Genomic DNA, 12,562 nt, shown 5'->3' with positions numbered 1-12,562 from the left:
CCGTACTGATGGAAGACGACTGGCTGGCACCCGCAGGGTCGATGCGGATGTTGTTGGCGAAGCTGCCGCACGTGGCCGTGCAGCTGCGCGTGCTGTCGGCGCAGGAACTGGGCACGCGCGCCGACCACTTCGCCTGGCTGAAGGCCCCGGAAGCGGTGGCGACCAGCTTTTTCATTCAGTTGGATGAAAATCTTCACGAAAACTGTTGACGGTCCGCGCTGGCATCCGCATAATTCCGCTCCTGTCGCAGGGCGCCCGTAGCTCAGTTGGATAGAGTACCTGGCTACGAACCAGGCGGTCGGGAGTTCGAATCTCTCCGGGCGCACCACTCGACAGGCTTCCAGCATCCGCCGCTGGGAATGAAGTAAAATCTGATCGTGTACCGCGCGCCCGTAGCTCAGTTGGATAGAGTACCTGGCTACGAACCAGGCGGTCGGGAGTTCGAATCTCTCCGGGCGCACCACGCACGATCAATACAACAGGTTCATGTAATTGGCGCCCGTAGCTCAGTTGGATAGAGTACCTGGCTACGAACCAGGCGGTCGGGAGTTCGAATCTCTCCGGGCGCACCATTACACCGAAACAGCAGGCCACGGCCTGCTGTTTTTTTTATGCGGGTTTTTCGGCAGGGTTGCACCCTGCACCTGCAGAGGCCACAGCCGGAGCAACAGCAACAGCACGCATTCCGTGGGGTGGCGGGGCGGTGTCGGATTGCGGGGACGCCGTGAACCCGTCCTTGGGGGCTTGGCCGCGGCATCCATGCCGCGGACACCCCGCAATCCGACACCGCCCCACCTCTGACAGATTTCCGCGATCTGATGGATCCACGCCATGCGTGGATGAATCTCCATCGAGTTCGAACATTTCGACAATTGATCGAAGAGCATCCACGCATGGCGTGGATCTACCGTGTCGACCAAGGTCGACACCTACCAGAGCAGTTACGTCGTTCCGACAGATCGCGGAAAACTGTCGAAGGCGGGGTGGGTCCGGTTGCGGGGGCCGCTGCAAGTACGTCCATGTAAGCTCGGTCGCCGCATCCATGCGGCTCACGCCCCCGCAACCGGACCCACCCCGCCATCCATCAGGAAACCCGCTTCTGCTGTTGCTGTTGCTGTTGCTGTTGCTCTGGATCGTAGCGGGTGCAGGGCGCAGCCCCGCCAAACCCCTACTCGCTGGCCATCGCCTGCCACCACTGCGAAAGCAGCTCCGGCCTGCGCAGGCGCTCGCGCCACCAGCGCAAGGCCGCACCTTCCTCACCGGTGCGCCAGGCCAGCCAGAATGACTCTTCCGGCTTGTGCTCTTCCACTTCGCGGATCACCAGTTGGCCGCGCGCCACCGCAGCGCGTGCGCACGGTTCGGGCAGGAAGCCGAAGCCCACGCCCTCGCACTGCAGTTTCAACTTGCTGGCCATGTCCGGCACCGTCAGCATTTCCTGTCCCATCAACAGGCCGACCGTGCGTGGCAACAGCCGCCGCGCCGAATCGGAAACTGCGATCGCGCAATGCTCGGCCAGCTGCTCGCGGCCGAGCACACCCGGCACTGCCGCCAGCGGATGGCCAGGCGCGACCGCGAACACGAACGCCACCCTACCCAGTGGCTCGACCACGTAACCGCCACCGCTCGGCCCCTCGCCCGGCGCGCCGACCAGCAGGTCGGCACGCCGGTCCAGCAAGGCCTCCCAGGTGCCCGATAGGGCCTCGCCGACCAGCCGCAGCCGGGTCGGTGCCTCCGCCTCACGAAACGCGGCAATGTCCGGCGCCAACAACCAGGTCGGGAAGACCGAGTCCACCGCCAGGGTCAGTTCGGTCTCCCAGCCCGACGCTACCCGGCGCACCCGCAGTTCCAGCTCCCGCGCGGCACGCAGCAGGTGCCGGCCCTCATCCAGCAGCGCGCGGCCGGCCTCGGTCGGCTCAGCGCGGGGACCAACCCGGTCGAACAACTGGACCCCCAGATCCTCCTCCAGCTTGGCCACGGTGTAGGAGATGGTCGAGGGCACCTTGTGCAGTGCCTTGCCCGCGCCCGCAAACGAGCCGCGGCGGTCGATGGCATCCAGGATCTGCAGGGCATCGAGGCTGAGCTTAAGCATTCGATTTTTTCGATGATGGCTGTCAAAACTATCCGTTTTTCAAAGCCCGCACGCAAGCAGATACTTCTCTCCAACGGGGAAACACAGCGGCCAACCGCCCACCCCGCCCCATCGAAACCATCGAACAAGGAGATTCCATCATGCTGCAGATCCGCAAGAGCGCTACCCGTGGCCTGGCCGAGCATGGCTGGCTGTCCTCGCGCCATACCTTCTCCTTCGCCAACTACTACGACCCCCGTTACGTCAGCTTCGGCCCACTGCGGGTGATCAACGAAGACAAGGTGATCGGAGGCCAGGGCTTCGGTACCCACGGCCACAGCAACATGGAAATCATTTCCTACGTGCTGGGTGGTGCGCTGGAGCACAAGGACTCGATGGGCACCGGTTCGGTACTGCGCTACGGCGATGTACAGCGCATGAGCGCCGGCAGCGGCGTCACCCACAGCGAGTTCAACCACTCGGCCGACGAGAGCGTGCACTTCCTGCAGATCTGGATCTTCCCGGACACGGAAAACATCACACCGTCCTACGAGGAGACCCATTTCACGCCGGACAGCAAGCGCGGCCAGCTGCGCCTGATCGCCTCGCCGGACGGCGCCGACGGCTCGCTGCGCATCCACCAGGATGCCCGGATCTTCGCCACGATCCTGGATGGCGGCCAGAAGCTGCACCATGCGCTGGGCAACGGGCGTGGCGCCTATGTACAGGTGGCCCGCGGCCAGCTGCAGGTCAATGGCATCACCCTGGAACCGGGTGATGCGCTGCAGGTCAGCGACGAGGCGCAGCTGACCCTGGAGAACGGCAACGATGCCGAAGTACTGGTGTTCGACCTGCCGCTGTAAATACGCTCTGTCCTGAGGACGCGGCCCGGCGATGCGGAAAGGCATCGCCGGGCCCGCTGCGCCTGATGGACGGTCCGCAATCGTATTCGGCCTTCGGTGACCCGAATGCCCCTTGCCCGATACGACTGGAAACGCTTTCATGGCAGCGTTTACCCCGGACCCACCCTCGCATGACGCCTTCAACCCCGCGTGCCCAGCAGCACGCCACCCGTGCCGCCTTCTTCATTCCCGGATTCGCCACTGCGGCCTGGGCGCCGATGGTGCCCTACGCCAAGGCCAACGCCGGACTATCCGATGCCAGCCTCGGCGCTGTGCTGCTCTGCCTCGGCCTTGGCTCATTGCTGGCGATGCCGCTGGCGGGTGCGCTGACCGGGCGGATGGGATGCCGCCGGGTCATGATCGCTACCTGCGCAATGATGCTGTGCGCCCTGCCCCTGCTGGTACTGGCGCCGTCGCCACTGGCACTGGGCGCGGCACTGTTCGTGTTCGGTGCCGGCGTGGGCGCGCTGGACTGCGCGATGAACATGCAGGCGGTGGCGGTCGAGCGTGACGCCGGACGCGCGATGATGTCCGGCTTCCACGCCTTCTACAGCATCGGTGGCTTCATCGGCGCCGGCTGCATGACCGGCCTGCTGATCCTCGGCACACCGCTGTGGCTGGCCGCGCTGGTCTCGGTGGCGGCGCTGTTGCTGGTCGCCGCGCTGTCGGCGCCGCACTGGCGGCCGCAGCGGATCCTGCACGACGGGCCGTTGCTGGCGTTGCCACATGGCGTGGTGCTGTTCATCGGCGTGCTGGCGTTCGTGGTCTTCCTCGCCGAGGGATCGATGCTGGACTGGAGCGCGGTGTTCCTGGCCGAAGTGCGCCACGTGCCACGCGACCAGGCCGGCGCGGGTTTCGCAGCGTTCACGCTCGCAATGACGGCGATGCGCCTGTTCGGTGACGGCATCGTCGAACGCCTTGGCCGTACCCGCACGATCATCATCGGTGGCATCACCGCAGCAGCCGGCTTCAGCCTGGCCACGCTGGTGCCCTCGTTCCCAGTGGCGATGGCGGGTTATGTACTGGTCGGGCTGGGCTGCGCAAACATCGTGCCGGCCCTGTTCTCGATGGCCGGCCAGCAGCGGGTGATGCCGGAGAGCATCGCGATCACTGCGGTGACGACGCTGGGCTATGCCGGCATTCTCGCCGGCCCGGCCGCGATCGGGGCGGTTGCCCACGTCACCAGCCTTGGCTTCGCCTTCCTGTGCGTGGCCGCGCTGCTGCTTGGCGTGGCCGCGTCGGCGCGCTCGCTGGCGCGACGCCTGCCCTGACCCGGAAAGGGGACGGAGGGGATTAAGTCGTTTGCAGCACGCCCGGAGCAGATGCGACTTAATCCCCTCCGTCCCCTTTATTCGTCAGCCATGCGCGGGAGACTTCACCGGTGTGCCGGTGCCGCGCACCAGCCATTCGGCCTGCACCGGCAGCTGCGGTGCCGGACACGTGTTCTGCGGATGGTGCCCATCGCGCGCCATCCAGTCGTCGACCACTCCGGCCAGCAGGTCCAGCCGCAGCGGCAGGGTGATGTGGTCCTCGCCGCGCATTTCGATGTAGTGCGCGCGCGGGTTGGCCTGCGCCAGCTCGCGGCCCTGGCTGACCGGAATATGCTGATCGCGCTGCCCGTGCAGCAGCAGTACGCAGGCTCGGGTATCGGCCAACGCTCGCGCGACGTCCACGCGGTCCAGATCGACGTCGATGCGACGGCTGGCCGCCGCAATCACCTGGTCGATGTCCTGGCCGCCGTAGCGCCAGCGCGCGTAGGACGCCATCGCCCGTGCTTTCAGCCCTTCCGGCTGCAGCTCCATCAGGTGCGGTACCATCGTGCGGATCGCCACGCCAGCGTTGGCGAACGACTCCATCGCCACCACGCCAGCCACCTGGTCACCCAGCTTGTCGGCGGTGAACACCGCCGTGGCGGCGCCGTAGGACACACCGAACAGGTACAGCGGGCCGGTCACTTCACCGCGTGCGCGCAGCTCACCGATCACGTCGACCACATCATCCGATTCGTAGGTGCCGTAGCCGGACGGGCCGGCGCCGGACTGGCCATGGTTGCGCAGGTCGAGGGTGATCACGCGGTAGCCGGATTCGGCCAGCTGCAGTGACCACGGCAGCATCGAATCACCATTCATCATCCAGCCGTGCAGCAACACCACGGTGCCCCGCGGTGCCAAGGCGCGGAACGGCTGCGGCACCGACAGGCTCAGGCCGGTATCCAGCGGCAGGCCGTTCTCATGGCGCTGCGGCAGGTAGCGATAGCGCGCACCATAATCGCCGGGATCGAACGCGCGCCAGAAGATCGGCACGCCATCGCGCCCAGACGCAATGCCATGGCGGTTGGGCAGCTCAGCGATGGCCGCGGCAATGCGCGGGCGATCAAGCAGGGTCGACACGCCCCCTGGCACGATCAGCCGATCGGCAAGGGAGGTGGACGAGGCATTGATCGACGGCGAGCATGCGGCCAGCCACAGGCCGGCGCTCGCCAGCAGCAAAAGCAGCAGGCGCTTCATATTCGTTCATGGGGGTAATTCCGACAGAATCGGACCTTAGCGCCCCGATGGACGGCCATCTATCGCATCCAGATGACGACTTGATGACAGCGCAGGAACGATTCAGGTGGGTTCAGGCGCTGTACGCGTTCCGTCATTGATCCGGATCAATGAGTGCAGGCACGCGTTTGCCCAGAGTGCCTGCATGCGCACCCCGCTCAAGCTCGCTGTCGCCCTGGCCGCCACCGTGGCGGCCGCCTATGGCATCGCCCGCACCACGCCTTACTGGTTCGCGCCGCGGCAGGCGGCCCAGGTCGACATCCAGGATCCGGCATTGATCGCGCAGGGACAGTACCTGTCGCGTGCAGCCGACTGCGCCGCCTGCCACACCGCACCGGGCGGCAAGCCATTCGCCGGTGGCCTCGGCATGCAGACGCCGATGGGCACGATTTATTCGACCAACATCACGCCCGATCCGGATACCGGCATTGGCGCCTACGACTACGCCGATTTCGAGCGTGCGGTGCGCCGCGGCATCCGTCGCGATGGCCAACCGCTGTATCCGGCGATGCCCTACGCCTCGTATGTGATCGCCAGCGATGCCGAGATCAAGGCGCTATACGCCTACTTCATGGGCTCGGTACAGCCGGTGAAGCAGAACAACGCCGACAGCACGATTCCGTGGCCGGCCAATGCGCGCTGGCCGCTGGCCTGGTGGCAGCTGCTGTTCGCGCGTCCGCGCAGCTTCAGTCCGGATCCAGTGCTGGATGCCGGCCAGCAGCGAGGTGCCGAACTGGTTGAAGGCCTGGCGCACTGCGGTGCCTGCCACACACCCCGCGGTTGGGCATTCCAGGAGAAGGCAATGGCCGATGATGGCGGCCGTCAGTTCCTGTCCGGTTCGGTGCTGGAAGGCTGGTACGCGAAGAACCTGCGCAATGAATCGACCGGCCTGGCCAGCTGGAGCGAAAGCGAGATCGTCGAGTTCCTGCGCACCGGCCGAACCGATCGCTCGGCGGCCTTCGGCGGCATGGCCGATGTGGTCGAGCACAGCACGCAGTACCTGTCCGATGCTGACCTGCTGGCGATGGCGCGCTACCTGAAGCAGCTGCCGCCGCGCGAGGGCCGCAGTGCACCGTGGTCGGCCGGCACCGACACCACCACCGCCGCGCTGCGCCGCGGCGACTACCGCATGGCCGGTTCGCTCGCCTATGCCGAGCACTGCCAGGCCTGCCACCGTGCCGATGGTCGCGGCATGCCGCGCGTCTATCCGGCCCTGGCCGGCAACTCGATCGTGTTCGCTGATGATCCCAGTTCGCTGGTGCAGGTGACCCTGGTCGGTGGCCGCACGCCACAAACCCCGCACGACCGAATGGCCTTCACCATGCCGGGCTTCGAGCGGCTGCCGAACGCGCAGCTTGCACAGATCCTGACCTTCATCCGCAACAGCTGGGGCAACCAGGCCAGCGCGGTGAGCGAGGTTGACGTGGCGCGCATGCGCCGGGTGGTGCGCGACAGGCCGGTCCATTACGTTCCGCGGGAGGCCGCACGATGAAGCGTTCGCGCAGGCGTTCCCGCCTGTTGGCCGGCAGTGCGATCACCCTCGTGGTGCTGGCTGGCGCCGGTACCCTCGGCTACCGCCATCTGTACCCGGACCTGGATGCCGCCGTGGCCAGCACCATCGATATCCTCGATGCCCAGGGCACGGTCGTCGGCCACTACCACGCACCCAGTGCCGAAGAGATCGCCGGGCTCGGCAATGCCGAATCGGTCATGCTCGGCCGGCGCATCCTCAACGAGACCGCACGGCTGCTGCCGGACAATGTCGGCAACGATCTGAACTGCAATTCGTGCCACATGGCCGAGGGCAAGCGGCCCTTCGGCAACCACTACTTCAATACCGGTGGCGGCGCCTACCCGCGTTACATGCCGCGCCCGGGCAAGGTGATCGGGCTGGCCGAGCGCGTCAACGGCTGCCTCCAGCGTTCGATGAACGGCAAGCCGCTGCCGAAGGACTCGCCGCAGATGCGCGCCATGCTCGACTACATGGCCTGGTTGAGCACCCCGGTGCCTCCGGGCGCGCGCGTGGCTGCACCCGGCGAAGGCCCGATCGACACCTCGCTGGCGCCCGACCCTATCCGCGGCAGGGCGCTGTACGCCGCACAGTGCGCCACCTGCCACGGCGACAACGGCGAAGGCCGGCGCGATGCCAGCGGTGACATCGCCTTCCCGCCACTGTGGGGTGAGTACAGCTTCAACATCGGGGCCGGCATGGCGCGCCTGTACAAGGCGGCCGCCTTCGTCAAGCACAACATGCCGCCGGCGGCGACCCGCGAGCCACCACTGGGCCAGCAGGTGATGCCCGATCAGGATGCGGTGGACATCGCCGGTTACTTCATCCACCAGCCGCGGCCGGACTTCGCCAACAAGGCCAAGGACTGGCCGCGCGACCCGAAACCCAGGGACGCGCGGTACTGAGCGGGGCGGCCGGTGGAACCGACCGTCACCCAACACGGGTCCTGCATCTTCGCGTCATGCCGATGTCATTGGCGCTGCCGACACTCCGGAGCTTCCCCTTTTCCGAAGGTCCGGTTTCGATGCGAACGATTGCGCGTTTTCCCCGTGTCTCCCTGCTTGCCCTGCTGATCGCCCCCGCACTGGACGCCCTGGCCGAGGCACCGCAGGGCGACGCAGCCGAGGCGCGCGACAGCGATGCCCGCACCCTCGACCAGGTGCAGGTGATCGGCCAGGCGACCAGCTACGCCAAGACTTCGGTGCGCGCCGAGACGCTGAACCGGCAGACCGTGATGAGCAGCGTCAACGATGCGCTCAACGAAGTGGCCGGCGTGGTGGTCAGCGAAGCCGATGCCACCGGCTCGTCGGTGTGGGGCACGCAGATCAGCATGCGCGGTTTCGTCACCAACCGCGATACGCAGCAGATCGGCACTACCATCGACGGGCTGCCCAATGGCGGCTCGGGCTACGGCGGAGGCTCGCTGGCCAACCGCTACATCGACACCCTGGATCTGGAAACGGTGGAAGTCAGCCAGGGTACGGCCGATATCTCCTCGCGTTCGAACGAGGCACTGGGCGGCACGTTGAACTTCCTCACCAGCGATCCGCTGCAGGACAGCCGCCTGCGCTTCGTGGTGGGTGCCGGTGACAACGACGCGCGCAAGTACTACGTGCGCTACGACACCGGCCTGCTCGGTGGCCACACCCGCGCCTGGGTCAGCGCCTCCTCGTCGAAGGTACACGACTGGATCGACGGCACCGGCCACGCCAGCAACGACCACATCGCCGGCAAGTTCATTTCCGAACTGGACCGCTGGACCCTGACCGGCTACCTGTCCTACAACGATGCCGACGAACCGGAGTACACCAGCGTGTCGCCGGATGGCTTCGCGACCAATCCCGAGCGCGACAACCTGGTCGGCACCCTGACCGGCATTCCGTACCTGGACCAGAATTACCGTTCCGGTTCACGTGCCCTGCGCGAGAACACCTTCGGCTACCTTCGCGCAGCCTTCGACGGCGGCAACGGTTTCAAAGCCTCGGTGGCCGCCTACGGGCACCGCATGCAAGGCCGCGGCGACTGGTTGCCGCCTTACCTGGCGCAGGTCAGCGATGACGGCGTGGGCCGCCCCGAGTCGGAGTACGTCGGTGGAAAGACCGTGTATGGCGGCAGCAACCGCGGCCAGATCTTCTTCGTCAATCCCGACGGCAGCGCCGGACAGCGCCTGGCCAGCTGCACGCCGCGGCTGGGCTTCACCGCCGAATACGATCCGGACTGCTACGCCGGCAACGTGCTGGGCGCGCAGTCGTATCGCCACACCCACTACGACAACGACCGCATGGGCATCACCGCCGACGTCGAGTGGCGGCAGACCTTCGGCGCGGTCGACAATACGATCCGTGGCGGCCTGTGGGTTGAGAAGCTGGACCGCTCGGCGCGCCGCGACTGGCACCGCCTGCTCAACGCCGGCCAGGACATCGCCTTCGACCACCAGCCGTACTGGGTGCAGTTCGAGGACAAGTACAAGGTCGACGAACAAATGTACTACGTCGAGGACGTGGCCCGCTTCGGCCCGTTCAGCGCCCGCCTGGGCGTGAAGCAGTTCTTCGTCGACCAGTCGCGCCGCCGCGTGATCGGCGCCAGCGAACACGTGACGTCCGATTCCAGGTCCGACCCGCTGCTCTCCACCGGCGTCACCTGGGCACCGGGCGTGGAAGGCATGGAGCTGTTCGCCGGCTTCTCGCAGAACTTCGCCGCGATTCCCTCCGGCGTGCTTGGCGAGACCGACCCGCAGCGCTTCCGCAACGTTGAACCGGAGACCGCCGACAACATCGAAGTGGGCATGCGCATCAGCCGCTGGCCGCTGACCGCCTCGGTCACGCTGTACAACATCAAGTTCGACAACCGCATCGTCTACCTGCCGGCCGGCTTCGTCAGCGGCATTGATTACCTGGGCGAGACCGATGGTGTCTACGAGAACTTCGGTGGGGTGGAAAGCAATGGCCTGGAGGCGGCATTCGGCTATGGCTGGGACAATGGCTGGCGGATCAACGCGGCCTACACCTATAACCGTTCCAAATACCTGGGCAGTGGCGATGCCGCCCGTGATACCCAGCTCGGCATTGTCGACGGCGCCAGGGTCATCGGCCAGCCGGAAAACACCCTGGTGCTGTCTGCCGACTGGCAGGGCGCCAACTGGAACTTCGGACTGTCCGGCCGTCACCTCGGCAGCCGCTATCTCGATGCCCGCAACGCCAATTCGCTGCCCTCCGCGACCGTGTTCAACGCCAATATCGGCTTCGACCTGCAGGGCCTGTCGCCGCGCCTGAAAGGCATGGGTGCCAACCTGGTGGTGAGCAACCTCACCGATAAGCGGTATCTTGCAGGGGTGGACGGCCGCGACAACGCCTTCATCGGCGCCCCACGCACCGTCGGCATTTCCTTCCGTATGGACCTGTGAGTGAGCCCGTGACCGATATCGGCCGACGCCGGTTGTTGCAGGCCGGCGTTGCGGCCGGCCTTTCCCCGCTGCTTTCCAGCATTGCGCGGGCCGCAGCAATCGCGCCTGCGACGCAGGCGCGCAGCCTTGAAGACCTGCAGCACATCGTGGTGTTCATGCAGGAAAACCGTTCGTTCGACCACTACTTCGGCACGCTGCGCGGCGTGCGCGGCTTCGGTGATCGTTTCGTCGCCCCGGCCGCGGCGCTGCAGGCCGGTGGCCGCCCCCGCAGCCTCTGGCTGCAACCCGATGCCAGCGGCAGCCGCGCGATTGCGCCGTTCCCGCTGGATACGGCAGCGCACTTTGGCTACATGCGGGTGGAGGGTACCCCGCACACCTGGCCGGACGCACAGCGTGCATGGGACCACGGGCGCATGGGACAGTGGCCATTGGCCAAGCAGAACCACTCGATGGGCTATTTCCAGCGCGCCGACCTCCCATTCCAGTTCGCGCTGGCCGACGCCTTTACCATCTGCGACGCCTACCATTGCGCGATGCAGGCCGGGACCAACCCGAACCGCGTGTACCTGTGGACCGGCCACAACGATGCGCTGGCCCGCGCCGGCGGGCCGGTGATCGCCAACTCGCACGACAACTTCCCCGAGCACGGCGGGCACCCGGCGTCCTACCGCTGGATCAGCTACGTCGAACGCCTGCAGAAGGCGGGCGTGACCTGGCAGATCTACCAGGACATGGCCGACAACTTCACCGACAACCCGCTGGCCGGGTTCGAGGCGTTTCGCCAGGCGTACCGCGCCGCACCGGGGCATGACCCGCAGCTGCGCGCACGCGCCGTCAGCACCCGTGGGCTGTCACAACTGCGCCAGGACGTCGTCGACGGGGGCCTGCCGCAGGTCAGCTTCATCATCGCCGATGCCGCCGGCAGCGAGCATCCCGGCCCCTCCAGCCCGGCCCAGGGCGCGGTCTATACCGCCCGCGTGCTCGACGCACTGACCGCCGATCCAGACGTCTGGAGCCGCACCGCCCTGCTGCTGATGTTCGACGAGAACGATGGCTTCTTCGACCATATCCCGCCACCGGCGCCTCCGTCGCTGGTGGACGGTGGCTGGGCGGGTGCTTCATCGGTCAGTACCGAGGGTGAGTACCACCGCCATCCGGCACCGGGTGATGAAAAGTACGACGCTGCCGAACTGCGCGAACGTCCGTATGGCCTGGGCCCGCGCGTGCCACTCTACGTGGTTTCGCCGTGGAGCCGAGGCGGCTGGGTCGATTCGCAGGTGTACGACCATACCTCGGTACTGCGCCTGATCGAGCGCCGTTTCGGCGTGGCCGCGCCGGACATCTCGCCGTGGCGTCGCGCAGTCTGCGGCGACCTGACCAACGCCTTCGACTTCGCTCAGCACGACAACCGGCCGTTCGTGCGTGGCCTGCCCGACGTGAGTGCGGTTGCCGCACGCGCCGCCGCCCTGCCGGAACGCACCACGCCCACGTTGCCGGAGGGACTGGAACCGGCGAAGCAGGAAAGCGGGGTGCGCCCGGCGCGCGCCCTGCCCTACCGCCCACAGGCCTCGATCGCCCTGGTCGATGCCGATGGCATCAGCCTGCAGCTCTCCTGCGCAGGCGCAGCAGCAGTCCTGCATGCCTACGACCGGCTGCGGCTCGACGCAGTGCCACGCCGTTACACGCTGGTACCGGGCACATCACTGCAGGAGCGCTGGCCGTTGGATGCGCACGGTCGCTACGACCTGTGGCTGCTGGGACCGAATGGCTTCCACCGGCACTTCCAGGGGACCGCCAAAGGACCCGCTGTACAGGCGTCGATCGAGCGGGTGGGTGGCCAATTGCGGTTGCACCTGCACAACCTGGGCGACGACGCACAACCGCTGCGCGTGCGGGCCGGGGCCTACGCCGGGCACATGCCCGAGCGGTCTCTGGTGCTGCCGGCACGTGCTGGGATCACTGTGGCATGGGATGCGGCACCTACGGCAGGCTGGTATGACCTGCGCCTCGCCGCGGGCGAGAGCACGTTGCGCCTGGCCGGGCGTGCCGAGGATGGGCGGCCCGGCACCAGCGATCCGGCGATGGGTAGCGAACCATTGCGCTTCGATCACGAGTGAGCGGCCACCTGTAGAG

Annotated in this window: 8 protein-coding genes, 3 tRNA genes and 1 pseudogene; 10 read left to right on the top strand and 2 right to left on the bottom strand. The window is 66.8% G+C overall.

What is annotated here, in order from left to right:
* From A9K58_RS16625 to A9K58_RS16610, 4 genes and pseudogenes are all read left to right on the top strand, one after another.
* A pseudogene (locus A9K58_RS16625) lies at positions 1-209 on the top strand (alpha/beta fold hydrolase); the annotation flags it as partial.
* A gap of 42 nt (positions 210-251) precedes the next feature.
* Positions 252-328 (top strand) — tRNA-Arg (locus A9K58_RS16620).
* Between the two features lie 58 nt (positions 329-386).
* Positions 387-463 (top strand) — tRNA-Arg (locus A9K58_RS16615).
* Positions 464-495: 32 nt separating this feature from the next.
* Positions 496-572 (top strand) — tRNA-Arg (locus tag A9K58_RS16610).
* Positions 573-1,168: 596 nt separating this feature from the next.
* Here A9K58_RS16610 and A9K58_RS16605 read toward each other — a convergent pair.
* Positions 1,169-2,089 carry a LysR family transcriptional regulator gene (locus A9K58_RS16605; protein ID WP_065200387.1) on the bottom strand — a complete coding sequence of 307 codons (921 nt, stop codon included), beginning with the start codon at positions 2,087-2,089 and terminating at the stop codon, positions 1,169-1,171.
* 140 nt (positions 2,090-2,229) lie between these two features.
* Between A9K58_RS16605 and A9K58_RS16600 the strand changes: the two genes are divergently transcribed.
* Both A9K58_RS16600 and A9K58_RS16595 read left to right on the top strand, forming a co-directional pair.
* Positions 2,230-2,931 carry a pirin family protein gene (locus A9K58_RS16600; RefSeq protein ID WP_065200386.1) on the top strand — a complete coding sequence of 234 codons (702 nt, stop codon included), beginning with the start codon at positions 2,230-2,232 and terminating at the stop codon, positions 2,929-2,931.
* A gap of 170 nt (positions 2,932-3,101) precedes the next feature.
* Positions 3,102-4,241, top strand: a complete 1,140-nt coding sequence (locus tag A9K58_RS16595; protein WP_065200385.1) for an MFS transporter — start codon at positions 3,102-3,104, stop codon at positions 4,239-4,241.
* Positions 4,242-4,325: 84 nt separating this feature from the next.
* On the opposite strand, the gene A9K58_RS16590 is transcribed toward A9K58_RS16595, so the two are convergent.
* Positions 4,326-5,477: an alpha/beta fold hydrolase gene (locus A9K58_RS16590; protein WP_065200384.1), complete on the bottom strand. Its 1,152-nt coding sequence runs from the start codon at positions 5,475-5,477 to the stop codon at positions 4,326-4,328.
* A 184-nt stretch (positions 5,478-5,661) separates the two neighbouring features.
* On the opposite strand from A9K58_RS16590, the gene A9K58_RS16585 reads away from it, so the two are divergent.
* From A9K58_RS16585 to A9K58_RS16570, 4 genes are all read left to right on the top strand, one after another.
* Positions 5,662-7,008, top strand: coding sequence for a c-type cytochrome (locus A9K58_RS16585; RefSeq protein WP_065200383.1), 1,347 nt, complete (start codon positions 5,662-5,664; stop codon positions 7,006-7,008).
* Positions 7,005-7,931 (top strand): c-type cytochrome, encoded by a 927-nt coding sequence (locus tag A9K58_RS16580; RefSeq protein ID WP_065200382.1) that lies wholly within the window; start codon positions 7,005-7,007, stop codon positions 7,929-7,931. The genes A9K58_RS16585 and A9K58_RS16580 overlap by 4 nt, the downstream gene beginning before the upstream one ends.
* Before the next feature lie 119 nt (positions 7,932-8,050).
* Positions 8,051-10,429, top strand: coding sequence for a TonB-dependent receptor domain-containing protein (locus tag A9K58_RS16575; RefSeq protein ID WP_065200381.1), 2,379 nt, complete (start codon positions 8,051-8,053; stop codon positions 10,427-10,429).
* Between the two features lie 8 nt (positions 10,430-10,437).
* A complete protein-coding gene (locus A9K58_RS16570) occupies positions 10,438-12,546 on the top strand; it encodes a phosphocholine-specific phospholipase C (protein WP_065200380.1) in 2,109 nt (702 codons plus the stop codon).
* Positions 12,547-12,562 lie beyond the last annotated feature (16 nt).

It is taken from the genome of Stenotrophomonas maltophilia, assembly GCF_001676385.1.
Classification (GTDB): Bacteria; Pseudomonadota; Gammaproteobacteria; order Xanthomonadales; family Xanthomonadaceae; genus Stenotrophomonas; species Stenotrophomonas maltophilia_J.
This window is presented reverse-complemented; position numbering and strand designations above follow the sequence as displayed.

What these genes read in the sequence shown, in the direction of transcription:
- A9K58_RS16580 (WP_065200382.1), top strand. Translation starts at nt 7,005, where the DNA reads ATGAAGCGTTCGCGCAGGCGTTCCCGCCTGTTGGCCGGCAGTGCGATC.
- A9K58_RS16605 (WP_065200387.1), bottom strand. Translation starts at nt 2,089, where the DNA reads ATGCTTAAGCTCAGCCTCGATGCCCTGCAGATCCTGGATGCCATCGAC.
- A9K58_RS16590 (WP_065200384.1), bottom strand. Translation starts at nt 5,477, where the DNA reads ATGAAGCGCCTGCTGCTTTTGCTGCTGGCGAGCGCCGGCCTGTGGCTG.
- A9K58_RS16595 (WP_065200385.1), top strand. Translation starts at nt 3,102, where the DNA reads ATGACGCCTTCAACCCCGCGTGCCCAGCAGCACGCCACCCGTGCCGCC.
- A9K58_RS16575 (WP_065200381.1), top strand. Translation starts at nt 8,051, where the DNA reads ATGCGAACGATTGCGCGTTTTCCCCGTGTCTCCCTGCTTGCCCTGCTG.
- A9K58_RS16600 (WP_065200386.1), top strand. Translation starts at nt 2,230, where the DNA reads ATGCTGCAGATCCGCAAGAGCGCTACCCGTGGCCTGGCCGAGCATGGC.
- A9K58_RS16585 (WP_065200383.1), top strand. Translation starts at nt 5,662, where the DNA reads ATGCGCACCCCGCTCAAGCTCGCTGTCGCCCTGGCCGCCACCGTGGCG.